This is a genomic window from Paracoccus sp. UBA889 (assembly GCA_002294185.1).
GTDB lineage: Bacteria > Pseudomonadota > Alphaproteobacteria > Rhodobacterales > Rhodobacteraceae > Paracoccus.
On record DBFD01000046.1, the window covers coordinates 66,159 to 89,249 of the forward strand.

Consider the following 23,091-nt stretch of genomic DNA (forward strand, 5'->3'; position numbering starts at 1 on the left):
CGGCGGGTGTCCGACCTAGATAGGAAGCGTTGTCGCGAAAGGAAACCCGATGTTCGATCCGGCCAGCCTAAAATACGATGCCGATGGGCTGATCCCCTGCATCGCGCAGGATCACGCCAATGGCGAGGTGCTGATGATGGCCTGGATGAACGCCCGATCCCTTGCGCGGACGCTGGACACGGGGCGCATGACCTACTGGTCGCGCTCGCGCGCCGCGTTCTGGGCCAAGGGCGACACGTCGGGTCATGTGCAGATGCTGGTCGAGCTGCGGGTGGATTGCGACCGCGATTGCCTGCTGGCGCTTGTCGAACAGACCGGACCGGCCTGTCACACCGACCGGCGCAGTTGTTTCTACACGGCGCTGCGCGAGGGCGATGAGGTCGAGATCATGGCGCCGCTGAAGGTCTAGCGGCGCACGCCGCCGCCCCGTCATTGCAGCGAAATCCTTGTCCCGCGTCACGACCGGGACCGTTCAAAGGTCCAGCAGGCGGCGGATGTCATCGGGGGTGGCGCCCTCGTCGCGGTAATGGCGGATGGCGCGGGCATCGTCGCGCTTGGCCAGGCGTCTGCCCCCGTCGTCGCGGATCAGCCGGTGGTGATGATAGAGCGGCGTCGGCAGATCCAGCAGGCGTTGCAGCAGCACGTGGATCCATGTCGATTCGAACAGATCCTTGCCGCGCGTAACCTTGGTGATGCCCTGCGCCGCATCATCCAGCACCACGGCCAGGTGATACGATGTGCCCATGCCGCGCCGGGACAGGATCACGTCGCCGATCCGGGCCGCGAAGTCCTCTTTCGACAAATCGTGGTCCGTGCCGGGAAGGACCACCTCGTCACGAAAGGCGATCCGGTCGGTCGCCAATGCCTCGAAGGCGCGCGCCGCGTCCAGGCGGATGACGTCGCCGGACCCGGCCCCGGCCATCGCGCGGTGCCGGCAGGTGCCGGGATAGATCAGCCCGTCGGGGCCCGCGGGCAGCGCGCCTTCCTGTGGGGCCGACAGGGCCGCGCGGATGTCGCCGCGCCGGCAGCGGCAGGGATAGCAGAACGGCGCAAGGCGGATCAAGGCGGCCCGGTAGGCCGGCATCCGGTCGGATTGACGCATCACCGGTCGCGGCCAGTCCAGGCCCAGCCAGGCCAGATCGTCGAAGATCGCGGTTTCGTATTCCGTCTTGCAGCGGTCGCGGTCGATATCCTCGATCCGCAAAAGGAAGCGGCCGGTTCCCGCCTCGCGGGCGGCGATCAGGGCCGCATAGGCGTGGCCCAGATGCAGCAGGCCGGTGGGCGAGGGGGCAAAGCGGGTTACTGCGTCGCCAGCCATGCCCGGAAATCATCCTTGGCGCGCTGCGTATAGGCCGGATAGCGGTCCTTGCGCCCCTTGCGGCCTCCGCGTGCCTCGTCCAGCGGCGGGAACAGGCCGAAATTGACGTTCATCGGCTGGAAGGTCCTGGCCTCGGCGCCGCCGGTGATGTGGTTGACCAGCGCGCCCATCGCGGTGGTGAAGGGCGGCGGCGCCAGATCCGCCTCCCGCGCGCGGGCGGCGGCCATGCGGCCGGCCAGCAGGCCCATCGCGGCACTTTCGACATACCCTTCGACGCCGGTGACCTGTCCGGCAAAACGCAGGTTCGGGCGTGTCCGCAGGCGCATCCGGTCGTCCAGCAGCGTGGGCGAATTGAGAAAGGAATTGCGGTGGATTCCGCCCAGCCTCGCGAAACCGGCATTTTCGAGGCCGGGGATCATGCGCAAGACCCGGGTCTGTTCGCCGTATTTCATCTTGGTCTGAAAGCCGACGATATTATAAAGCGTTCCCAATGCGTTATCACGACGAAGCTGGACGACCGCATAAGCCTTTTCCTGCGGCTTGTGCGCATTCGTCAGTCCCACGGGCTTCATCGGGCCATGGCGCAGGGTTTCGCGTCCGCGTTCGGCCATCACCTCGATCGGCAGGCAGCCGTCGAAATAGCCGGCGGTTTCACCCTCGTGGAATTCGGTCTTCTCGGCGGCCAGCAGCGCGTCGATGAAGGCTTCGTATTCCGGCCGGGTCATCGGGCAATTGATATAGGCGCGACGCTCGGCCTCGGTTTCGCCCTTGTCATAGCGGCTCTGTTCCCAGGCCACGGACATGTCGATCGTGTCGGCGTGCACGATCGGGGCGATGGCGTCGAAAAAGGCCAGCGCCTCGGTCCCGGTGACGGCCCGGATGGCGCCCGCCAGCGCCTCCGAGGTCAGCGGGCCGGTTGCCACGATCCAGTTGCCGTCCCGGGGCAGTTCGGTGATCTCGTCCTCGCGGATCTCGATCAGCGGATCGGCGCGCAGCGCGGCGGTGACGGCTTGCGAGAACGCCTCGCGGTCCACGGCCAGCGCGCCGCCGGCGGGCAGGCGGTGGCGGTCGGCCATGGCCATGATCAGCCCGCCGGCCGCGCGCATTTCCCAATGCAGCTGACCCACCGCATTCATCACGTCGTCATCGGACCGGAAGCTGTTCGAACAGACCATCTCGGCGCAATCGCCGGTCTTGTGGGCGAAGGTGGCGACGCGGGGGCGCATCTCGTGCAGGATCACCGGCACGCCGGCGCGGGCCGCCTGCCAGGCGGCCTCGGATCCGGCCAGGCCGGCGCCGATGATGTGAACGGGCTGCATGAGGCACCTCTGGGTCGGGCGGAATGGCGCATCTGCTAGCAGCGGATGGCCGAAAAGAAAAGGGCGGCGCCAGCGGCACCGCCCCCCTGCATCAACCGGGCCCCGAAAGAGGCCGGGCGATCATTCTTCGGCTTCGGCCGTCTCTTCAGTGCTTTCGGCCTCGTCGGCTTTCTCGTCCGCATCATCGCTGGAACGCAGTGCCGACGGCGCGGCGATGTTGGCGATGGCGAAGTTGCGTTCGATCGTCGGCGTCGCGCCGGCCGGCAGCGTGACATCGTGGATATGGATGCCGTCACCGACTTCCAGACCCGACAGATCGACGGTGATGTGATCGGGGATATCACCCGCGGTCACGACCAGTTCGACCTCGGGGCGCACCGTCACCAGCGTGCCGCCCTTGCGCAGGCCGGGGCAGTTCTCGTGGCCGACGAATTCGACCGGGATGAACAGGTTCACCTTCGAGGTGCGGCGCAGGCGCATGAAGTCGATATGGATCGGCAGATCCTTCACGATGTCCTTCTGCACGGCGCGGCAGATGACGCGCACGTCGTCCTGACCATCGACCTTCAGGTTCCACAGCGTGGACATGAAGCGACCGGCACGCAGCTTGGTCAGCAGATTGTTGAATTCGAACGCGACGGCGACCGGTTCCTTGTGGTCTCCATACACGATGCCGGGCACCTTGCCTTCGCGGCGAGCTTGGCGGGCGGCCCCCTTGCCTGTCCCCGCGCGTGCCTCGGCCACCAGATCCGGGATCTCTTTGGCCATGATATCCATTCCTGTAACAGTTGTTGACGCCGCCATCCTCCAAGGGTGCATGGCGACAGAGCCGGGCCTATAGCGCAGGCCGGCCGGGATGTGAAGGGGGCAATCGCCGCTGCGCGCGCGGGCCTCGCGGTTTGCTTGCCGGCTGGCCGGCCGGCCGCTAGCGTTGCGGCGGAAGGAGGAGGGGATGCAGGATTTCGGCGACTACGATTTCATCGTCATCGGCGCGGGATCTGCGGGCTGCGTGCTGGCCAACCGCCTGTCCGCCAATCCGCGAAACCGCGTCCTGCTGCTGGAGGCGGGCGGTCATGACAACCGCTTCTGGGTCCATGTGCCGATGGGCTATCTTCATGCGATGGGCAATCCGGGTCTCGACTGGTGCTACCGGACCGAACCCGAGCCGGGACTGAACGGCCGCCGCCTGAACTATCCGCGCGGTCGGGTTCTGGGCGGCTGTTCCTCGATCAACGGCATGATCTACATGCGCGGGCAGGCCACCGATTACGACCGCTGGCGGCAGGCGGGCAACCCCGGCTGGGGCTGGGACGACGTGTTGCCCTGTTTTCGCCGCAGCGAACGTCACTACGGCCCCGCCGACGACCATCACGGCGACCGGGGCGAGATGCGGGTCGCGCAGCAGCGGCTGCGATGGCCGATCCTGGAAGCCGTGGCCGAGGCCGCGCAAGAGATGGGGCTGCCCGCCTGCGCGGATTTCAATCGTGGCGACAACGAAGGCGTGGGTTATTTCCCCGTCACCCAGAGGCGCGGCCTGCGATGGAACGCACGCAAGGCGTTTCTGGACCCTGTGCGGGGCCGGCCCAACCTGCGGATCGAGACCGACGCCCAGGTGCGGCGCCTGACCTTCGCGGGCCGCCGCGCGGCGGGCGTGATCTTCACCCAGGGCGGCCGGCAGCGCCTTGCCCGGGTCAGGTCCGAGATCGTGCTGGCGGCAGGCGCGATCAATTCGCCCGCGCTGCTGGAACTCAGCGGCATCGGTCAGGCCGGACGGCTGGCGGGTCTGGGAATCGCGCCGATCCACGATCTGCCCGGCGTGGGCGAGAACCTTCAGGACCATCTGCAATTGCGGATGGTGTTCCGGATCAGCGGCGCGAAGACGCTGAACGACCGCGCGCGCGGTCTGCTGGGCAAGGCCGGGATCGCGTTGGAATACGCCTTGCGGCGAAGCGGGCCGATGTCGATGGCGCCCAGCCAGTTGGGCATCTTCGCGAAATCCTCCGAGGCGTTCGAGACCGCGAATATCGAATATCATGTGCAGCCGCTGTCGCTGGACCGTTTTGGCGAGCCGCTGCACGATTTTCCGGGGCTGACCGTCTCGGTCTGCAATCTCAGGCCCGAAAGCGCGGGCGCGGTTCACGTCACCAGCAACGATCCGGGGGCGGCGCCCGCCATCGCGCCGCGCTATCTTTCCGCCCCGGCCGACCGGCAGGTGGCCGTCGACAGCTTGCGCCATGCCCGGCGGCTGATGGCCACCGCCCGCATGTCCGCCTTCCAGCCGCAGGAACTGAAGCCCGGTCCGGACCTGACCAGCGATGCCGACCTGATCCGCGCGGCCGGCGATGTCGGAACGACCATCTTCCATCCGGTCGGTACGACGAAGATGGGCACCGATCCGATGGCCGTGGTCGATCCGGAACTGCGCGTCCACGGGATCGGCGGTCTGCGGGTGGTCGATGCGGGGATCATGCCGACGATCGTCTCGGGCAATACCCATGCCCCGGTGACGATGATCGCCGAAAAGGCCGCCCGGATGATCCTGCCTTCCCCATGATGCACGGTATCACGCGCTTGTGATCCATGCTAATCTGGCTCCAGCAGCCTTTGCCGAGATGCCCGTGCCCAGCCGCCGACAGCTTTTGCGCCTTGTCCTGTCCACGACCGCGCTGGCCGGTTGCGGCATTTCGGGCGTGATCCGGCCGGGGCCGGTCACGACGCTGCCGGGGATCCCGATCGACGCCCATCTGCATCTGTTCAACGGCGCGGATGTTCCGGTTCTGGGCTGGCTGGATCAGGTCGATTTCACCGCCGAATCCGGAGGCAGCCTGCCCGATGTCACGAAATCGCCGCTGATCCGGCTGATCGTCAGCTTCCTGGCCAGCACCACCCGCACCGCCGAAGATGAACTGGCCGATCTGCCCGCCCGGCTGCCCACGCCCTCGACCGACAGGATGCGCGACGAGGGCGTGGATCGGCTGGCCGGGTTTCTGGCTGCCTATCGCGCCGAAACGGCCGCCGTGGCCGGGCCATCGGCGGCGATGGCACTGCTGCCGGCGACGGATCGCGAAAGGCTTGCCCAGGACGAGGCGCTGTTCGCCGACCTCGCCGCCGCCGCCGGTCTTGACGAGCCCGCAATCCCGCCGCAGCCGGTGATCGAGCAGGCGCCCCCGGCAGCGGCCCGGACCAGCCGTCCCGCGGCGGCCCCGCCCGTCGCCGGCGGCACGGCCCTGCCGGGTCTCGCGCGCCGTCAGGCACGCCAGATCGCGGAAGGGCTTTATGATCCGCGCAATCAGGCTGGCGATCCGCTGAAACAGACGCTTGCGGGAATGATGCAATGGGCCGAACTGATGACGCGCGACCGCGCACGGATCGTGGCGCAGGCGATCAATCTCTATGGCCGTCCGGGCGAGGTGCAGGTCTTTGCCAATCAGCTGCTGGATCTGGCTTACTGGCTGAAGGCACGCGAGGTGAAGCAATCCGATCCCGATGCGCTGATCCGGCTGTTCGCGGAAATCTCGGCCCGCCGCAGCGATGTGCTGATCCTGAATTTCGTGGGCTTCTGCCCGCTTCGCGCCGCGATCGAGGGCGATGTCGCCCATGAACGGGTTCGTCGCGCCGTCGCCGAACACGGCTTTGCCGGCGTGAAACTGTATCCGCCGATGGGCTTCAAGCCGCTGGAGAATGCCGGCATCGGTTTCGGCCATGCCCGCGCCCGGCCCGCCGGCGGCGGCGCGGCCCTCGATCGCGAACTGCGCCGGCTTTATGGCTGGTGCCAGGCCAATGATGTCTCGATCGCGGCCCATGCCTCGGCCAGTATGGGCGCCGGGCCGGGCACCGCAGCCTATTCCGCACCCTGGCTCTGGGCACCTGCCTTGCGCGAATTCCCCGATCTGAGGGTCAGCCTGGCGCATTTCGGCGGCTTCGGCGGTCACGGCAATCCGCAATGGGAGACCGAACTGATCGGGATGCTGGACGATTTCCCGAACCTGTTCTTCGATACTGGCTTCTGGACCGAGGCAATGGCCGGCGCCGCCACACGGCCGGCCGCGCTGGCCACGACCCGGCACCTGTTCGAGGCCGAGCCGCTGGCGGGCGAACGGATGCTATACGGCAGCGACTGGTCGATGATCGCCCGGATGCCGGCCCATCCGGCCTATCTGGCCGGGCTCGGCAGTTTCGCGGAGGAATTGACCGGCGGCGGTGCGCCCGCCCGCGCGATCATGGGCGACAATGCACGACGCTGGCTGGGCCTGGATCGCGACGGCCTGCAAAAGGCGCGGCTGGCGCGGTTCCATGGCGACCATCCTGTCTGGCGGCGGCTGGCCTAGCGGTCCGGTCCCAGCATTCGGCGAAAGGCGTGCCAGCTTGCCTTGGGCGTGCGCGCCATGGTCGTGTAGTCGACATGGACAAGGCCGAAACGGGGACCATAGCCGAAGGCCCATTCATAATTGTCCAGCAGCGACCAGTAGAAGAAACCGCGCAGGTTGACGCCCTGATCCATCGCCGCGCGGGCGGCGCGCAGATGATCGCCGATAAAGGCCACGCGCGGCATGTCGTCGGTCACGTCCGGCCCGGCCGCCAGCGACATGCCGTTTTCGGTGACGTAGACCGGCAGATCCCCCACATGGTCGCGCGACAGGCGGATCAGGAATTCGGTCAATCCCTCGGGACGGATTTCCCAGCCCATCTGCGTCTTGGGCAGGGGCCCGTCGCTGTCCGCGTTGTTGGGCCAGTGGCCCGGGGCGTGACCATGCAACTTGCGGGTGTAGTAATTGACGCCCAGCCAGTCCAGCGGCGCTGCGACGAGATCCATGTCCTGCTGCCAGCCCTCGGGCAGATGAGGGCCGATTCCGGCCATCGCAGCCTCGGGATAGGGCTGGCCGGTGACGGCGCGGATGAACCATTGGTTATAAATCGCGTCCTGCGTCGCGGCCGAGGCTGCGGCCTGGGCGCTGTCGTCGCGCGGCTGCGCGGTCTCGAAGTTCAGCACGATGCCCAGATTGCCCGCGCCGTCGGCCCGCAGCGCGCGGGACGCCGTGCCATGGGCCAGAAGAACGTGATGCATGGCGCGGCTGGCGGCGCGGATGTCGCGCAGGCCCGGAGCGTGGTGGCCCAGGAAATGCGACAGCCAGGCGATGCACCAGGGCTCGTTCAGGGTGGCGGTCGCGGCAAGCCGGTCACCCAGCCGGGCATGGACCAGCCGCGCATAGTCTGTGAACCAGCCGGCGACGTCGCGATTGCGCCAGCCGCCCTTGTCGGCCAGCGCGGCGGGCAGATCCCAGTGATAGAGCGTCGCGAAGGGCTGCAGGCCGCGTTCCAGCATCCCGTCCACCAGGCGATCATAGAAATCCAGCGCCTCCGGGTTGGGCGCGCGGCCATCGGGCATCACCCGCGCCCAGGATGTGGAAAAGCGATAGGCCCCGAAGCCGGCATCCCGCATCAGGTCGAGATCGGTTTGCCACAGGTGGTAGTGATCGCAGGCCCGCGCACCGCAGCTGCCGTCGATGACGTTGCCCGGCGTCGCCGCGAAGGTGTCCCAATGCGACGGTCCGGCCCCGCCGAAGGCCGAACCCTCGATCTGATAGGCGGCGGTGGCGGCCCCGAAAAGGAAACCGGGCGGAAAGTCGGATCGCTTGGGCAGCATCGGATGTCTCCTTCCTGATCCCGGCTTTGCCATGTCGCGGCGCCGGCGAAAAGAGGGGTCAGGCGGCCCGATTGCGTGCAGGCGGTCCTGCGGCCCCGGAAGATGAGAACCGGTTGCACCTGAATCCGCGATGCGGCATCAACGGAAGATGGGCGATCGGCGCGCGAGACAACTGGAAGCCGCTTTGCGCGACGCGGGCATCAGGGTGACACGGCAGCGCGCCGCCCTGCTGCGCGTGCTGGCGGCCAGCCAGGATCATCCGGACGCGGCCGAATTGCACCGGCGCGCCGCGGCGGCCGGGGTTTCGGTGTCGCTGGCGACGGTCTATCGGACGCTGAACGGTTTGCAGGCGCAGGGCGTGATCGAGAAGCTGGAATTCCAAGATCAGCCGGCGCGGTGGGAGGCCGCCGACCTGCGCCACCACCATCACATGATCGATGTCGAGACCGGGGCCGTGACCGAATTCACCAGCGACCGGATCGAGCGGTTGCAGGCCGAGATCGCGGCCGAGATGGGATATGACATCGTGCATCACCGGCTGGAACTCTATGTGCGGCGCAGGGGTGCGGTCTAGTCGGGCAGGCGCGCGTGCGCCGCGACCGGGCGGGACAACCGGAAAGAAAACGAGGATGCAGGTTTTCGACAGGATCATCGTCGATCGCGGGTCGCGATACGCGGTCTCGGGGGGGCGGGCGGCCAGCCGGGCCGAGGTCCGGGCGCTGCTGGCCGGTCTGAAACGGCAGAAGAAATTTGCGAAGGCCACCCATAACACCTGGGCCGCGATCCTGGATGGCGAACCGGTAAAGGACGACGATGGCGAGGCGGGCGCGGGGGCGCTGATCCTGCAGATGCTGGACCGGGCCGGGCTGGAAAACCATGTCGTGGTGGTTACGCGCTGGTATGGCGGCAAGCAACTGGGCGGCGACAGGTTTCGCCATGTCGCGGATGCGGTTCGGCTCTATCTGCGCGAAACGGGACTGGGCGATCCGCAAGCCTGAGACAAGGCCTGAGGCGGGACCGAAGGGTTCACCTTGCGGGATGCTTCGGCTTCGGCCCCGGCCGATGGTCGCGGGCAGGCGCGCGGCAGAGCCGGAAGAACCGCCGCGGGTTTCCCCGCGGCGGCGCCGTTCAGTCGCGATCCGAGGGCGGGATCAGCCGCCCTGCTGCGGGGCCAGCTTGCCGTTGCGCTGCTGGATCATCATGAAGGTGTCAAAGGTATATTCGGCGGTCTGGGCATAGAGATACCAGTCATCGCGGAATTGCAGCATGGCCTCATACTGTTTCTTGAAGGACTCGTTCTCGGCCGAAATCTCGGCATAGACCTCGCCCGCGGCCTCGAACGCCGCCGTCAGGATCTCCTCGCTGAAAGACCGCAACTGCGCGCCCGAACCGACCAGTTCCTTCAGCGCGGTCGGGTTCTTCATGTCGTATTTCGCCAGCATGTTCTGGTCGGTGGCCTGCGCGCAGGTCCGCACCAGAGACTTGTAGCCGTCCGGCAATTCATCCCATTTGGCCTTGTTGAAGAAGAAGCTGACGGTGGGCCCGCCCTCCCAGTAGCCCGGATAGTAATAATACGGCGCGACCTTCTGGAAACCCAGCTTGCTGTCGTCATAGGGACCGACCCATTCGGCCGCGTCGATCGTGCCCTTCTCCAGCGACGGATAGATGTCGCCGCCGGCGATCTGCTGCGGCACCACGCCCAGTTTCTCGACCACGCGCCCGGCCAGGCCGGCGATGCGCATCTTCAGCCCCTGAAGATCGGCCAGGGTCTTGATTTCCTTTCGATACCAGCCGCCGAACTGGACGCCGGTATTGCCGCCCGGGAAGCCGATCAGCCCGTATTTCTGAAGGAACTCATTGTAGTTTTCGATCCCGCCGCCCTGATACTGGTAGGCCGTCTTGGCCCGGGCGGAAAAGGTGAAGGGCAACTCGGCGCCGCAAGCGAAGGCCGGATCCTTGCCCCAGTTGTAATAGCCGACCGAATGGGCGGATTCGACGGTGCCGTCGGTCGCTGCATTGATCGCGTCAAGGCCGGGAACGATCTCGCCGGCCGCAAAGACCTGGATGGTGAACTTGCCGTCCGTGGCTTCTTTCAGCCGTGTCGACAATTCTTCCGCGCCGCCATAGATCGTGTCCAGCGACTTCGGAAAGGACGAGGCGAGGCGCCAGTTGATCGTCGGCATTTCCTGCGCGATGGCGGGTGCCGCCAGCGCAGTGCCCGCGGCGGCCGCAGCCCCGCCGACCGAGGCCCGCGTCAGAAAGGAACGGCGGTCCAGTGACTTGGATTCTTTCATGCATTCTCCTCCGCTGGGACGGGTGGAGCCTTGCGCCCCGGGATTTTCCCGCCCTGCATGGCGCCGCAGTTTAGCCCTGGATCGGCGTCTGTCGAGGGGGCAGGAGGATGATGTTTCCGGTATTTTCGACTGCCCTTGCGTCAAGGCTGCTGCCGCCGCCCGCGACATCGGAAAACGGGCGGCGGGGCGGCCGTGCCGCGCCTGTCAGCGCAGGATCGAGCGGCCGGCATATTCCGCCGTCGCCCCCAGCATTTCTTCGATCCGGATCAACTGGTTGTATTTCGCCAGCCGGTCGGATCGGGCGAGGCTGCCGGTCTTGATCTGGCCGCAATTGGTGGCCACGGCCAGATCGGCGATGGTCGCGTCCTCGGTCTCGCCGGAACGGTGCGACATGACGCTGGTATAGCCTGCGCGGTCGGCCATGCGCACGGCGTCCAGCGTTTCCGACAGCGTGCCGATCTGGTTGACCTTGACCAGCAGCGAATTGGCGCAGCCCTTTTCGATGCCCTCGGCCAGCCGTTCGGGATTGGTCACGAACAGGTCGTCGCCGACCAGTTGCACGCGTTCGCCCAGGCGATCGGTCAGCAGCTTCCAGCCGTCCCAATCATCCTCGGAACAGCCATCCTCGATCGAGAGGATCGGATAGGCGTCGCACAGGGCGGCGAGGTAATCGACGTTTTCCTGCGGCGACAGCGACTTGCCCTCGCCCTTCATCTCGTATTTGCCGCCCTTGAAATATTCGGTCGAGGCGCAGTCCAGCGCCAGCATGATGTCGTCGCCGGGCTTGTAGCCGGCCTTCTCGACCGCTTTCAGGATGAAATCCAGCGCATCGCGGGTGCTGGAAAGGTTCGGCGCAAAGCCGCCCTCGTCGCCGATCCCCGTGGACAGGCCCGCCGCGGACAATTCCTTCTTCAGCGTGTGAAAAATCTCTGATCCCATGCGCACGGCATCCCGGATCGAGCTTGCGCTGACCGGCATGATCATGAATTCCTGGATGTCGATCGGGTTATCGGCATGTTCGCCGCCATTGATGATGTTCATCATCGGCACCGGCAGGATCCGCGCCGAGGTGCCGCCGACATAGCGATACAGCGGCTGCATGGAATCCTCGGCCGCGACCTTGGCCACTGCCAGGCTGACGCCCAGGATCGCATTCGCGCCCAGCCGGCCCTTGTTGGGGGTGCCGTCCAGGTCGCACATCATCGCGTCGATGGCGCGTTGTTCGGATGCGTCCTCGCCGATCAGGTTTTCGGCAATCTCGCCATTGACGGCGGCCACGGCCTCCAGCACGCCCTTGCCCATGTAGCGCGCCTTGTCGCCGTCGCGCTTCTCGACCGCCTCATGCGCCCCGGTCGATGCGCCCGAGGGCACGGCGGCGCGGCCCATGGTGCCGTCCTCCAGCGTCACATCGACCTCGACGGTCGGATTGCCGCGGCTGTCCAGGATCTCGCGGGCGAAGATATCGATGATGGCAGACATGAAGCCCCTCCGTTGCTGTGTCGGCGCCTGCATACCCGCGAAGGCGGCAGGCCGAAAGCCGCTTTCGTCAGGGCAGGGCGATCTCGGCCCAGATCGGAAGGTGGTCCGAGGCGTCGCGCGCCCGTGCGCCCGCGAAGACGCCGCTGTCCAGCAGGTGCAGGTGCCGTGACATGGCGATCCGGTCCAGAGCCAGCCGGGGCAGGGGGGCGGGATACGAGGGGCCCGGCGCGATCACCCGGAATCCGGCCAGCGATTCCAGGCCGCGATCGTCGCGCCATTCGTTGAAATCGCCCATCATCACCACATGATCACCCGCGATCCGCGCCGCCTGCGCGGTGATGCGCTGCAACTGGGCCCGGCGCGAGGATCGCGCCAGACCCAGATGCATTCCGATCACCGTCAACCCCGGCAGCCGCACCGCCACGGCGCCGCGCGGCTCCAGCCCCGGCAGGGGCAGACGCCGGACGGTCGCGGCCGCGGCAAGATCCGGGCGCATGAGGATGGTCTGCCCATGCCAGCCCAGCGACTGCTCGCCGGTCCGACCGGTGATCTCGACCGCGACCAGCCCCGTGGCGTCGCGGATCAATCCGCGCGGCAGCGCCTCGGGGCGGGCACCGAAGCGGAAATCCACCTCCTGCAGGGCGATGATGTCGGGCCGCAGCGCGGCGATGACCGCCAGATTGCGCTCGGGCGCGTGGGGTCCGGTCACGCCCCGGCACTTGTGAAGATTGTAGCTTGCCAGTTTCAGCACCCGGCCCGTCCCCTCGCACTCTTTCAAAATACCTTGGGGGGAATCCTCTGCAAGAGGATGGGGGGCAACGCCCCCCCGCCGCCATCAGGTTCCGCAAAAAGTCTGTCTGACTGCCTGTTCCGGCAGCGGCGCCCGGGCCAGGTCGGCCCAGTCGGCGCGATCCTCGCGGGGGTGGGTCACGGCCAGGAAGAGATGTTCGAAGGGCGCCATGTCGCCGGCCACGGCCGAGGCGATGGCCGCCTCGATCCGGTGGTTGCGCGGAATGCGCCGCGGATTGGCATGGGCCATCAGCGCCGGGTCGGGATCGCTCCTTCGCCAGCCCTCTGCCCAGGCATCGAAGGCCGTCGGATCGGTGAATTCGTCGCGGGCGCCGCCATCGGCCAGCCCGGCGAAGACGCGCGTGAAATCCGCCCGTTCCCGCGCCATCAGCGTCAGCAGCCCTTCGGCCAGGTCCTTGACCGGCGCGACGCCCGTCAGTCCCAGCTTTTCTCCGAAACGCCGCAGCCACGCCGCCTCGTAGAGCGGCGCGAAGGCATGGACCGATCGGGTCGCGGCCTCGATCGCGGCATCGCGTTCGCCCATCAGCGGGATCAGGCAACTGGCCAGCTGCGCCAGATTCCAGACCGCGATCTGGGGCTGCTGCGCCCAGGCATAGCGGCCTGCGTGATCGATCGAGGAAAAGACCGTGTCGGGATGATAGCCGTCCATGAAGGCGCAGGGACCGTAATCGATGGTCTCGCCCGACACCGCCATGTTGTCGGTGTTCATCACGCCGTGGATGAAGCCCAGGGCCATCCAGGCGGCGATGGTTTCGGCCTGCCGGGCCACGATGTGATCCAGCAGCGACAGGGGACCGGTCGCCTGCGGATAATGCCGCGCGATGACGTGGTCGGTCAGCGCCGCCAGCCGCGCCTCATCACCCCTGACGGCGAAGAACTGGAAGGTGCCGACACGGATATGGCTGGCCGCGACGCGGGTCAGCACACCACCCGGAAAGCCGTTCTCGCGCCAGACCGTTTCGCCGGTCGCCACGGCCGCCAGCGCCCGCGTCGTCGGCACGCCCATCGCCGCCATGAATTCGCTGACCGCATATTCGCGCAGGACCGGCCCGATCCAGGCCCGCCCGTCGCCCTGACGCGAGAACGGCGTCCGGCCCGAGCCTTTCAGCTGGATGTCGAACCGCGCGCCGTCCGGCCCGACCACCTCGCCCAGCAGCACCGCCCGGCCGTCGCCCAACTGGGGCACGAAGCCGCCGAACTGATGGCCCGCATAGGCCTGGGCGATGGGCTCGGCCCCCTCCGGCATGGCATTGCCCGACAGCATCGCCACGCCCTCCGGCCCGCGCAGCCAATCCGCGTCCAGGCCCAGCCGATCCGCCAGCGGCTGGTTCAGCGCCAGCAGGCGCGGCGCGGGCACCGGGGTCGGATCGACACGCGCGAAGAACCCATCGGGCAGGCGGGCATAGCTGTTGTCGAAGTGGATCATGGCTGGCTCCTTCGACCTCTACATAGGCAGCGCGGGGCCTTTTGCCATCCCTTGCGCGCCGGTCCGCATCCGCGTATCGCGTGGGCGCAAAGGAGCCCGAGCCATGAAGTTTCTCGATCTCGCCAAGGTTCATATCCGCTCGGGCGGGGGGGGCGCGGGCTGCGTGTCGTTCCGGCGCGAGAAATTCATCGAATATGGCGGTCCCGACGGCGGCGATGGCGGCAGGGGCGGCGATGTCTGGGCCGAGGCCGCGCCCGGGCTGAACACGCTGATCGACTTTCGCTATCAGCAACATTTCTTCGCCCGGTCCGGTCAGCACGGCATGGGCAGCCAGATGACCGGCCGGTCGGGCGAGGATATCGTGCTGAGGGTGCCGGCCGGCACCGAGATCCTGGACGAGGACGGGGAAACGGTGATCGCGGATCTGACGGAACCGGGCAGCCGCGTGCTGCTGGCGCGCGGCGGCAATGGCGGCTGGGGCAACCTGCATTTCAAGACCTCGACCAACCGCGCGCCGCGCACCGCCAATCCCGGCCAGCCGGGGGTGGAACGCACTATCTGGCTGCGCCTGAAGCTGATCGCGGATGCGGGTCTGGTCGGCCTGCCCAATGCCGGCAAATCGACCTTTCTGGCCGCGGTGTCGAACGCGCGGCCGAAGATCGCGGACTACCCCTTCACGACGCTGCATCCCAACCTCGGCGTGGTCGGCATCGACGGGCGCGAATTCGTCATGGCCGACATTCCGGGCCTGATCGAAGGGGCCAGCGAGGGCCGGGGTCTGGGCGATCAGTTCCTGGGCCATGTCGAACGCAGCAACGTGCTGCTGCATCTGATCGATGGCACGTCCGGGGATGTGGGCGCGGATGCGCGCACCATCCTTGACGAACTGGCCGCCTATTCGCCGGTGCTGATGGCCAAGCCCCGCGTCACCGCGCTGAACAAGATCGATGCGCTGGACGATGACACCATCGCCGAACGCCAGGCGGTGCTGGAATCGCTGACCGGCGGCCCGGTCCACCTGATGTCGGGCGTCTCGAAACAGGGCGTGCCGCAGGTGCTGCGCGCCCTGTGGTCCGAGATCGCGCCATCGCGCGGGACCGGGGCGGAAGATCAACCCGAGGCGCCATGGCGGCCCTAGCCCCGTCGCTGCAACAGGCGCGCCGGCTGGTCGTCAAGATCGGCTCGGCCTTGCTGGTCGGCCCCGAGGGGCTGCGCGGCGATTGGCTGCGCGGGCTGTGCGACGACGTGGCGCGATGGCGCGCGCGCGGCACCGATGTGGTTCTGGTCTCGTCCGGGTCGATCGCGCTTGGCCGGCGGGTGCTGGAACTGCCTTCCGGCGCGCTGCCGCTGGAACAGGCGCAGGCAGCGGCGGCGGTGGGCCAGATCCGGCTGGCCCGCGCCTATGAGGAGGCGCTGGCCCCGCACGGGGTCAAGACCGCGCAGGTCCTGCTGACGCTGGAAGACAGCGCCGAGCGCCGCCGATACCTGAACAGCCGCGCGACGATGCAGACCTTGCTGGGCTTGGGCGTGGTGCCGATCGTGAACGAGAATGACACCGTGGCCACGGACGAGATCCGCTATGGCGACAATGACCGCCTTGCCGCGCAGATCGCCGTGACCTGCGGGGCCGACCAGCTGCTGCTGCTGTCGGATGTGGACGGGCTGTATACCGCCAATCCCAAGACCGATCCGCAGGCGCGCCATCTGCCGATCATCGCGCAGCTGACACCCGCGATCGAGGCAATGGGCGGCGATCCGGTCTCCGGCCTGTCCAGGGGCGGCATGAAAACCAAGCTGATGGCGGCGCGCACCGCCGTGGCCGGGGGCTGCGCGATGGTGATCGCCGAAGGGTCGGTCATGCGGCCGCTTTCGGCGGTGGCGGGCGGCGCGCGGTGCAGCTGGTTCCTGCCCGAGGGCGATCCCCAGGCCGCGCGCAAACGCTGGATCGCGGCGATGAAACCCAAGGGCGTTCTGACCGTCGATCAGGGCGCCGCCGAGGCGTTGCGCCGCGGCAAATCCCTGTTGCCCGCCGGCGTGCGCGCCGTCGCGGGCGATTTCGGGCGCGGCGATCCGGTCGCGATCGCGGGTCCGCAGGGCCAGACGCTGGGCACCGGCCTTGCCCGCTATACCGCCGACGAGGCCCGCCGGATCGCCGGCCACCGCTCGGCCGAGATCGAATCGCTGCTGGGCTATCCCGGCCGTGCCGCCCTGATTCATCGCGACGACATGGCCCTGTGATGACGGACCCGACCGCCGCCCGACGCGCGCATCTGGAGATCACCTATTGCACCGGCTGCAACTGGCTGCTTCGGGCGGGCTGGTACGCGCAGGAATGTCTGTCGACCTTCGGCCCTGATTTGCAGGTCACGATCATTCCCGACGACAGTGGTGGTGTCTTCCGCATCACGCTGGACGGCGGCGACATCTGGGAGCGTAGGCGCGATGGCGGATTTCCCGACATCCGGACCCTGAAACAGGCGATCCGCGACCGGATCGACCCCGGCCGCGCATTGGGACACCTGGACCGGCCGACCTGAGCCGGGTGCCGGCCGGGGCCGGGCTCAGGCGATGCGGCTTTTCGCCCGGCGCGGGCGCACGACCGCCCCGCCGCCCCGCGCCAGCCGTGCCGCATCCTCGCCCGGCGGCGGCAGCGACAGCGCCGCGTCGCGCAGGATCGCGATGGCCTCGTCGCTGCCCCTGGGCAGCGTGGCCGGATCGATCGGCGCGCCGACGGTGATGCGATAGCTCTGGCGCGCCTTGTTCAGCACCTCGTTGAACAGGGTCACGTCGCGCAGCGTCGGATGGATCGCGTCCAGCAGGTAGAACAGGACCGAATTGCGGGCGCGGATGCGAAGCGGGATGACCGGAACGCCGAACTTGCGCGCGATCATCGCGGCGCTGGCCATCCAGGGGCGTTCGTGCAGGGTCAGGCCCTGCCGCTTGGCCAGTCGGCCCGAAGGGAAGATCAGCCCGATCCGGCCCGCGCCAAGCGCATCGCGCGTGTAATCCATCGTGGCCTTGGTCTTGGCGTGGCTGCGCTTTTCCTGGCGCCATTCCACCCCCGCGATCAGATCCTCGACCTGGGGCATGACCCGGATCATGTCGTGATTGGCATAGATGAAAAGATCGTCTCGCAGCGATTGCAGGACCGCGTGCATGACAATTCCGTCGGCGATGCCGGTGGGATGGTTCGACACGATCAGCGCGGGACCGCTGGCCGGCAGATTTTCCATCCCCGAGACACGAACGTCGCGGACGATCAGGTCGGTCATCCGGCGCATGATCTCGGGCGTGGGCAGATCGCGCAGTTCGGCCGCCAGCCGGATCGTGCGCGGATAGCGCAGAAGCCGCATCATCACCCGCCGGGCGATGCGGTGGTGCGCCTTTCCCGAATAGAGCCACGGTGCCCGCTCGGCAATCAGCGGATCGAGTCGGGCCTGCATATCGGCCCTGGCATCGGCGGACGATTCATTCATTTGCACCATTCTGCCCCGCCACAAGAGCCGCCACAAGCGCCCTCAGGCTCCGGCGGCGATCATCCGCGAAACCATCTCGCGCAGGTTGCGGCTGATCCCTTCCATCGCGGCGATCCGCTGCAATGCCGCCAGCGCCCGGGCGCGGCGGGTGGCGTCATACCGGGGCCAGGTCTCGAACGCGGTGGACATCCGGGCGGCGATCTGGGGATTGGCGCGATCCATCCGCATCAGCCAGTCGGCGGTGAAATCATAGCCCGATCCGTCCGCCGCGTGGAAACCCGCGTGGTTGCCCGCAAGCCCGCCCAGCAGCGCACGAAAGCGGTTGGGGTTCTTCCAGTCGAAATCCTGGCGTTCGGACAGGCTGCGGGCGGTCGCGACCGCCTCGGCGGGCGGCGCGGCCATGACCTGGACCGAGAACCACTTGTCCATCACCAGCCGGTTGTCGCCGAATTCGTCCTCCAGCGCCGAAAGCGCGGATGCCGCCCGGCCGCGCCGGATCAGACAGATCAGCGCTGCCATCCGCTCGGTCATGTTGCCGGCGCTGCCGAACAGCACGCTGGCCCGGTCGCCGCCGTCGATGCGGTTCAGCAGCCCGAGCGCCGCGATCCTGAGCGAGCGGCGCCTGGCCGCCGCCGCATCGGGCGAGTAGGGGCCATCGACCCGCATCCGGTCATGGATCGCCGCCAGCAGATCGCCATGGGCCTCGGCCACGCGGCGGGCAAGACCCTCGCGTGCGGCATGGATCGCATCCGGGTCCGGCGTCACGCCCTGGGCTGTCAGGCGGGTGGCGACATCCTCGTCTCCGGGCAGGGTCAGGCACAGGGCGCGAAAGGCCGGATCGGCGCTGTCGTCGCCCGCCAGCCGGCCGATCGCATCGACGAAATCGGCCCCCGCCTCGCGCCCCTGCGACAGGGCGGTCAGCGCCGACAGGGCCAGATCGCGACCGGCCTCCCAGCGGGCGAAGGGATCGGTGTCGTGGGCCAGCAGGAAGGCGCGGGTGGCGTCGTCCAGCGGTCGATCCAGCATCACCGGCGCCGAGAAGCCGCGCAGCGCCGAGACGACCGGCCGCGCGCCCAGCCCGTCGAAATCGAAACTTTGCCGCGCCTCGGTCATCTCCAGCATCCGGGTCGGCAGAACCTCGTCGCCATTGCGACCGATCAGCCCGACCGCGATGGGAATGACACGGGCGGGCTTGTCGGCCTGGCCGGGCGTGGGCGGCGTGTCCTGCGTGAAGGTCAGGGTCAGACGATTGGCATCGGCGTCCCAATCCTCGGCCATGGTCAGGCGCGGCGTGCCGGCATCGGTATACCAATGCTTGAACTGCGCCAGGTCGCGGCCCGTCGCATCCTCGAAGACCTTCAGCCAGTCCTCGATCGTCGCCGCCTGGCCGTCATGGCGGTCGAAATACAGATCCAGCGCCCTGGCATAGCCGTCGTCGCCGACCAGACGCTTCAACATGCCGATCACCTCGGCGCCCTTTTCATAGACGGTCGCGGTGTAGAAATTGTTGATTTCCTCATAGTGATCGGGCCGCGGCGGATGGGCCAGCGGACCCTGATCCTCGCGGAACTGGCGGGCGCGCAGGGCGCGCACGTCCTCGATCCGCTTGACCGGCGCGCTGCGCATGTCGCTGGTGAACTGCTGGTCGCGAAAGACCGTCAGACCCTCCTTGAGGCAAAGCTGGAACCAGTCGCGGCAAGTGATGCGGTTGCCGGTCCAGTTGTGGAAATATTCATGCGCGATCACCGCCTCGATACGTTCGTAATCGGCGTCGGTCGCGGTCTCCGGGCTGGCCAGGACCAGCTTCGAGTTGAAGATGTTCAGGCCCTTGTTTTCCATCGCGCCCATGTTGAAATCATCGACGGCGACGATGTTGAACACGTCCAGATCGTATTCGCGGCCATAGACCTGTTCGTCCCATCTCATTGATTTGATAAGCGATTCCATGGCAAAGCCCGCGCGGTCCTGGTCGCCCGGACGGACCCAGACATTCAGCGCCACCTCGCGGCCCGAACACGTCGTGAAACGGTCGGAGACCGCGACCAGTTTGCCCGCGACCAGCGCGAACAGATAGCTGGGCTTGGGCCAGGGATCGTGCCATTCGGCCATTCCGTCACGGTTTTCGACAGGATTGCCGTTCGACAGAAGCACCGGCATGTCCGAACGGATGCTGACCCGAAATGTCGCCATCACGTCGGGCCGGTCGGGATAGAAGGTGATGTGGCGGAATCCTTCGGCCTCGCACTGGGTGCAATACATGCCGCCCGACATGTACAATCCCTCGAACGCGGTATTGGCGGCAGGATCGATGCTGACCTCGGTGCTCAGCGTGAAGGCGGTCCGGGGCAGGGCGGCGGCGGCGATGCGCAGGGTCTCATCGTCGCGGCTGACATGGACGGGGTCGGGTTCGGTCCCGTCGATTCTGAGCGAGCGAAGCGCAACCTCCTTGCCACCGTCCAGCACCAGATCCTCGACCTTCGAGACATCGCGCGGGGTCAGCGAAAGATCGGCGCGCACCAGCGTCGCGTGCGGGCCGAGTTCGAAATCCAGCCGGGTTTCGGACAGCAGGAAGGGAAACGGCCGGTAGTCGGCAAGAAATTGCGTCGTCTGCTGAGGCTGCCGTGTCATCGCGTGCTCCGGTCAAAAAAACCTGTCGGTTCAGGGGGAACCTGATCTTTCCACTGGTGTTATTCGCCTGAGGGCCCGGTCGCAAGCCGGCATCCCGCTGGGGCCCGATTGACAGCGTCGCGGGCAGAAGACAGAGAAAGGGGCGCTAAGCGCGCGTCTTGTCAGCACAAATTGGAGGGCAGCACATGACCTATGACCCGAATGACCCGAAGCGCACCGATCCCGTCGATCGCGACCCTGCCGCGCCCAAGGAAACCTATGTCGAGCCGGTCGAGCGCCGGTCCTCGGCACTGCCGCTGATCATCGGTGTTCTTCTGGCGCTGGCCTTGGCCTATTTCGTGCTGCAACGGTTCATGACCGATGACACCGTGGCGGTCGAAGGCGACACCACGACCGTGACCACGACAACCGATGTTCCCGCGGCCGATACCACCACGGCGACCGATCCGGTCGCGGCGCCGGCAGACCAGACGGCGGGCACCGAGACGCAATCGGCAGCCGACAACGCCGCCGCCGATGCCGAGGCGGCTGCGAACGAGGCCGCCACTGCCGCCGAGAACGCTGCCAGCGACGCTGCGACCGCGGCTGAAAATGCAGCAAGCGATGCGGCCACTGCGGCCGAGAACGCGGCCCAGGCGACCGGCGACAGCGTGGGGCAGGCGGTCCAGTCCGCCGCCGATGCGGCCCAGAACGCAGCCGATTCGGCGGCCGAGGCGGCGTCGGATGCGGCCAATGCAGTCGATGAGGCGGTCACCGATCAACCGGCCACGACCCAGCCTTCGACCACGACCACTCCCGCCCCCGAGACCGGCACCGCCACGGACGGGTCGGCCGGCACCTCGGGCACGCAGGGCAGCGCCGGAGCGGACAGCACGACCCAGACCGCGCCGGCGAACTGACCCTCGCGGGCAGTTCAAGGAAAAGCGATGGAATGCCGCGCGGACGGGTGCCGCGCGGCATTTTTCGTGGCGACCGACCCGCAGTTTGTCCGCGTCAGGCGAGAGGTGCCGCGGAATGGCTGGGCCGCAACCACGGTCTTGTGAAAGATTGTTGCGCAATGCTATGGGTTCAGCGACAGAATTTGGAATTCAGCGAGGGGGCATCGAGGCCATGAAGATTGGCGCTTTGAAGGAAGGCTTCGCCGGGGAGGCGCGAGTTGCGATCACGCCGTCTTCGGCGACGCATCTTCGCAAGCTGGGGCACGAGGCATTTGTCGAAAGCGGTGCAGGTGCGGCAGCCGGGTTTTCCGATGACGATTACCGCGCTGCCGGCGTCGGCGTGGAACCGGACGCCGCGGCGCTGATCGGCGCGGTCGATATCGTGGCCAAGGTGCGCCCCCCCTCGGAATCCGAGATCGGGCAGATGCGCGAGGGGCAGACGCTGATCTCGTTCCTCTATCCCGCGCAGAACGCCGATCTGCTGGACAAGGCCAGGCAACAGGGCATCACCGCCATCGCCATGGACATGGTGCCGCGCATCAGCCGCGCGCAGAAGATGGATGCGCTGTCCTCGATGGCCAATATCGCCGGCTATCGTTCGGTCATCGAGGCGGCGAACAATTTCGGCCGCTTCTTCACGGGCCAGGTGACGGCCGCGGGCAAGGTGCCGCCGGCGAAGGTCCTGATCGTGGGCGCGGGCGTCGCCGGACTGGCCGCCATCGGGACCGCGACCAGCCTTGGCGCGCGCGTCTATGCCTTCGACGTGCGTCCCGAAGTGGCCGAGCAGATCGAATCGATGGGCGCGGAATTCGTCTATCTGGATTTCGAGGAGCAGACCAGGGACGGCGCCGAGACCGGCGGCTATGCCGCGCCCTCCAGCCCCGAATTCCGCGAGGCGCAGCTGAAGAAATTCCGCGAACTGGCCCCCGACATGGACGTGGTCATCACCACGGCGCTGATTCCGGGCCGGGATGCGCCGGTCCTGTGGACCCGCGACATGGTCGAGGCGATGAAGCCCGGCAGCGTCATCGTGGATCTCGCGGCCGAAAAGGGCGGCAATTGCGAACTGACCGTCGCGGACGAACGCATCGTGACCGAGAATGGCGTGGTGATCATCGGCTATACCGATTTCGCCAGCCGAATGGCGACCCAGTCCTCGGAACTTTACGGAAACAACATCCGTCACTTCATGACCGATCTGACCCCCGGAAAAGACGGCGTTGTCGTCCACAACATGGAAGATGATGTGATCCGCGGCGCGACGGTGGTCCATGACCACGACATCACCTATCCGCCGCCCAAGCCCAAGGTGGCCGCGATCGCGGTCCAGAAGCCCAAGGAAAAGAAAAAGGAACTGACCCCGGAAGAGCGTCGCGCAACAGAGGTCGCCGCCTTCAAGGCCGAAACCCGGTCCCAGGTCACGCTGCTTGCGGGCGGCGCGATCCTGCTGCTGCTGATCGGCCTTGTCGCGCCTGCCAGCTTCATGTCGCACTTCATCGTCTTCGTGCTGGCCTGTTTCGTCGGTTTCCGGGTCATCTGGAACGTGGCCCATTCGCTGCATACGCCGCTGATGGCGATCACCAACGCGATTTCCTCGATCATCATCCTGGGCGCGCTGCTGCAGATCGGATCGGGCTCGGCCTGGGTGCTGATCCTCGCGACCCTGGCCGTGCTGATGGCCTCGGTCAATATCGTCGGCGGCTTTCTGGTCACGCGCCGGATGCTGGCCATGTTCCAGAAATCGTAAGGGGGCGCAGGC

20 protein-coding genes are annotated in these 23,091 nt (G+C 67.3%); 10 read left to right on the top strand and 10 right to left on the bottom strand.

Annotation, left to right across the window (positions count from 1 at the left end; all coding sequences use genetic code 11):
* Nucleotides 1–49: 49 nt before the first annotated feature.
* Nucleotides 50–409, top strand: coding sequence for a phosphoribosyl-AMP cyclohydrolase (gene hisI, locus B4L36_RS08325; RefSeq protein ID WP_292955268.1), 360 nt, complete (start codon nt 50–52; stop codon nt 407–409).
* 63 nt (nt 410–472) lie between these two features.
* Here hisI and gluQRS read toward each other — a convergent pair whose 3' ends face one another.
* From gluQRS to B4L36_RS08340, 3 genes are all read right to left on the bottom strand, one after another.
* Nucleotides 473–1,318 carry a tRNA glutamyl-Q(34) synthetase GluQRS gene (gene gluQRS / locus B4L36_RS08330; RefSeq protein WP_292955271.1) on the bottom strand — a complete coding sequence of 282 codons (846 nt, stop codon included), beginning with the start codon at nt 1,316–1,318 and terminating at the stop codon, nt 473–475.
* Nucleotides 1,300–2,637: a methylenetetrahydrofolate--tRNA-(uracil(54)-C(5))-methyltransferase (FADH(2)-oxidizing) TrmFO gene (trmFO, locus tag B4L36_RS08335; RefSeq protein ID WP_292955274.1), complete on the bottom strand. Its 1,338-nt coding sequence runs from the start codon at nt 2,635–2,637 to the stop codon at nt 1,300–1,302. Before trmFO ends, gluQRS begins: the two co-directional genes overlap by 19 nt.
* Before the next feature lie 120 nt (nt 2,638–2,757).
* The gene (locus tag B4L36_RS08340) at nt 2,758–3,405 is read right to left on the bottom strand and encodes a 50S ribosomal protein L25/general stress protein Ctc (protein WP_292955277.1); all 648 of its coding nucleotides are present in this window, start codon (nt 3,403–3,405) and stop codon (nt 2,758–2,760) included.
* 184 nt (nt 3,406–3,589) lie between these two features.
* Between B4L36_RS08340 and B4L36_RS08345 the strand changes: the two genes are divergently transcribed.
* Both B4L36_RS08345 and B4L36_RS08350 read left to right on the top strand, forming a co-directional pair.
* Nucleotides 3,590–5,191, top strand: coding sequence for a GMC family oxidoreductase (locus B4L36_RS08345; RefSeq protein ID WP_292955280.1), 1,602 nt, complete (start codon nt 3,590–3,592; stop codon nt 5,189–5,191).
* Nucleotides 5,192–5,210: 19 nt separating this feature from the next.
* Nucleotides 5,211–6,965 carry an amidohydrolase family protein gene (locus tag B4L36_RS08350; protein WP_292955283.1) on the top strand — a complete coding sequence of 585 codons (1,755 nt, stop codon included), beginning with the start codon at nt 5,211–5,213 and terminating at the stop codon, nt 6,963–6,965.
* Here B4L36_RS08350 and B4L36_RS08355 read toward each other — a convergent pair.
* Nucleotides 6,962–8,281, bottom strand: coding sequence for a GH1 family beta-glucosidase (locus B4L36_RS08355; protein ID WP_292955286.1), 1,320 nt, complete (start codon nt 8,279–8,281; stop codon nt 6,962–6,964). The genes B4L36_RS08350 and B4L36_RS08355 overlap by 4 nt on opposite strands.
* Before the next feature lie 148 nt (nt 8,282–8,429).
* On the opposite strand from B4L36_RS08355, the gene B4L36_RS08360 reads away from it, so the two are divergent.
* Entirely contained in the window at nt 8,430–8,855 is a 426-nt protein-coding gene (locus B4L36_RS08360; protein ID WP_292955289.1) for a Fur family transcriptional regulator, read from the top strand.
* A gap of 55 nt (nt 8,856–8,910) precedes the next feature.
* On the top strand, nt 8,911–9,279 hold the full coding sequence (locus B4L36_RS08365) for a YigZ family protein (protein WP_292955292.1): 369 nt from the start codon (nt 8,911–8,913) through the stop codon (nt 9,277–9,279).
* 153 nt (nt 9,280–9,432) lie between these two features.
* On the opposite strand, the gene B4L36_RS08370 is transcribed toward B4L36_RS08365, so the two are convergent.
* The 4 genes from B4L36_RS08370 to B4L36_RS08385 all read right to left on the bottom strand — a co-directional run bounded on the left by B4L36_RS08370 (nt 9,433) and on the right by B4L36_RS08385 (nt 14,290).
* Nucleotides 9,433–10,557 carry a TRAP transporter substrate-binding protein gene (locus B4L36_RS08370; RefSeq protein WP_292955611.1) on the bottom strand — a complete coding sequence of 375 codons (1,125 nt, stop codon included), beginning with the start codon at nt 10,555–10,557 and terminating at the stop codon, nt 9,433–9,435.
* 222 nt (nt 10,558–10,779) lie between these two features.
* Nucleotides 10,780–12,054 (bottom strand): phosphopyruvate hydratase, encoded by a 1,275-nt coding sequence (gene eno, locus B4L36_RS08375; protein WP_292955295.1) that lies wholly within the window; start codon nt 12,052–12,054, stop codon nt 10,780–10,782.
* 67 nt (nt 12,055–12,121) lie between these two features.
* On the bottom strand, nt 12,122–12,805 hold the full coding sequence (locus tag B4L36_RS08380) for an endonuclease/exonuclease/phosphatase family protein (RefSeq protein ID WP_348670548.1): 684 nt from the start codon (nt 12,803–12,805) through the stop codon (nt 12,122–12,124).
* Between the two features lie 84 nt (nt 12,806–12,889).
* Nucleotides 12,890–14,290: a protein adenylyltransferase SelO gene (locus B4L36_RS08385; protein ID WP_292955298.1), complete on the bottom strand. Its 1,401-nt coding sequence runs from the start codon at nt 14,288–14,290 to the stop codon at nt 12,890–12,892.
* Nucleotides 14,291–14,393: 103 nt separating this feature from the next.
* Here B4L36_RS08385 and obgE point away from each other — a divergent pair, with 103 nt between their 5' ends.
* From obgE to B4L36_RS08400, 3 genes are read left to right on the top strand one after another with little or no spacing between them, the layout of a single operon-like run.
* On the top strand, nt 14,394–15,428 hold the full coding sequence (obgE, locus tag B4L36_RS08390; RefSeq protein WP_292955301.1) for a GTPase ObgE: 1,035 nt from the start codon (nt 14,394–14,396) through the stop codon (nt 15,426–15,428).
* Nucleotides 15,416–16,528 (top strand): glutamate 5-kinase, encoded by a 1,113-nt coding sequence (gene proB, locus B4L36_RS08395; RefSeq protein WP_292955304.1) that lies wholly within the window; start codon nt 15,416–15,418, stop codon nt 16,526–16,528. Before obgE ends, proB begins: the two co-directional genes overlap by 13 nt.
* A complete protein-coding gene (locus B4L36_RS08400; protein ID WP_292955307.1) occupies nt 16,528–16,827 on the top strand; it encodes a SelT/SelW/SelH family protein in 300 nt (99 codons plus the stop codon). The genes proB and B4L36_RS08400 overlap by 1 nt, the downstream gene beginning before the upstream one ends.
* A 24-nt stretch (nt 16,828–16,851) precedes the next feature.
* Here B4L36_RS08400 and B4L36_RS08405 read toward each other — a convergent pair whose 3' ends face one another.
* Together B4L36_RS08405 and pepN are read right to left on the bottom strand one after the other, a co-directional pair.
* Nucleotides 16,852–17,766: a 1-acyl-sn-glycerol-3-phosphate acyltransferase gene (locus tag B4L36_RS08405; RefSeq protein WP_292955310.1), complete on the bottom strand. Its 915-nt coding sequence runs from the start codon at nt 17,764–17,766 to the stop codon at nt 16,852–16,854.
* 42 nt (nt 17,767–17,808) lie between these two features.
* A complete protein-coding gene (gene pepN / locus B4L36_RS08410; RefSeq protein WP_292955313.1) occupies nt 17,809–20,394 on the bottom strand; it encodes an aminopeptidase N in 2,586 nt (861 codons plus the stop codon).
* Nucleotides 20,395–20,579: 185 nt separating this feature from the next.
* Here pepN and B4L36_RS08415 point away from each other — a divergent pair, with 185 nt between their 5' ends.
* Together B4L36_RS08415 and B4L36_RS08420 are read left to right on the top strand one after the other, a co-directional pair.
* Entirely contained in the window at nt 20,580–21,293 is a 714-nt protein-coding gene (locus tag B4L36_RS08415; RefSeq protein ID WP_292955316.1) for a hypothetical protein, read from the top strand.
* Between the two features lie 211 nt (nt 21,294–21,504).
* The gene (locus B4L36_RS08420) at nt 21,505–23,079 is read left to right on the top strand and encodes a Re/Si-specific NAD(P)(+) transhydrogenase subunit alpha (RefSeq protein WP_292955319.1); all 1,575 of its coding nucleotides are present in this window, start codon (nt 21,505–21,507) and stop codon (nt 23,077–23,079) included.
* The last annotated feature ends 12 nt before the right edge of the window (nt 23,080–23,091 follow it).

Coding starts and splice junctions, on each gene's coding strand:
- hisI (WP_292955268.1), top strand. CDS start 50: ATGTTCGATCCGGCCAGCCTAAAATACGATGCCGATGGGCTGATCCCC.
- gluQRS (WP_292955271.1), bottom strand. CDS start 1,318: ATGGCTGGCGACGCAGTAACCCGCTTTGCCCCCTCGCCCACCGGCCTG.
- trmFO (WP_292955274.1), bottom strand. CDS start 2,637: ATGCAGCCCGTTCACATCATCGGCGCCGGCCTGGCCGGATCCGAGGCC.
- B4L36_RS08340 (WP_292955277.1), bottom strand. CDS start 3,405: ATGGCCAAAGAGATCCCGGATCTGGTGGCCGAGGCACGCGCGGGGACA.
- B4L36_RS08345 (WP_292955280.1), top strand. CDS start 3,590: ATGCAGGATTTCGGCGACTACGATTTCATCGTCATCGGCGCGGGATCT.
- B4L36_RS08355 (WP_292955286.1), bottom strand. CDS start 8,281: ATGCTGCCCAAGCGATCCGACTTTCCGCCCGGTTTCCTTTTCGGGGCC.
- B4L36_RS08360 (WP_292955289.1), top strand. CDS start 8,430: ATGGGCGATCGGCGCGCGAGACAACTGGAAGCCGCTTTGCGCGACGCG.
- B4L36_RS08365 (WP_292955292.1), top strand. CDS start 8,911: ATGCAGGTTTTCGACAGGATCATCGTCGATCGCGGGTCGCGATACGCG.
- eno (WP_292955295.1), bottom strand. CDS start 12,054: ATGTCTGCCATCATCGATATCTTCGCCCGCGAGATCCTGGACAGCCGC.
- B4L36_RS08385 (WP_292955298.1), bottom strand. CDS start 14,290: ATGATCCACTTCGACAACAGCTATGCCCGCCTGCCCGATGGGTTCTTC.
- obgE (WP_292955301.1), top strand. CDS start 14,394: ATGAAGTTTCTCGATCTCGCCAAGGTTCATATCCGCTCGGGCGGGGGG.
- proB (WP_292955304.1), top strand. CDS start 15,416: ATGGCGGCCCTAGCCCCGTCGCTGCAACAGGCGCGCCGGCTGGTCGTC.
- B4L36_RS08400 (WP_292955307.1), top strand. CDS start 16,528: ATGACGGACCCGACCGCCGCCCGACGCGCGCATCTGGAGATCACCTAT.
- B4L36_RS08405 (WP_292955310.1), bottom strand. CDS start 17,766: ATGAATGAATCGTCCGCCGATGCCAGGGCCGATATGCAGGCCCGACTC.
- pepN (WP_292955313.1), bottom strand. CDS start 20,394: ATGACACGGCAGCCTCAGCAGACGACGCAATTTCTTGCCGACTACCGG.
- B4L36_RS08415 (WP_292955316.1), top strand. CDS start 20,580: ATGACCTATGACCCGAATGACCCGAAGCGCACCGATCCCGTCGATCGC.
- B4L36_RS08420 (WP_292955319.1), top strand. CDS start 21,505: ATGAAGATTGGCGCTTTGAAGGAAGGCTTCGCCGGGGAGGCGCGAGTT.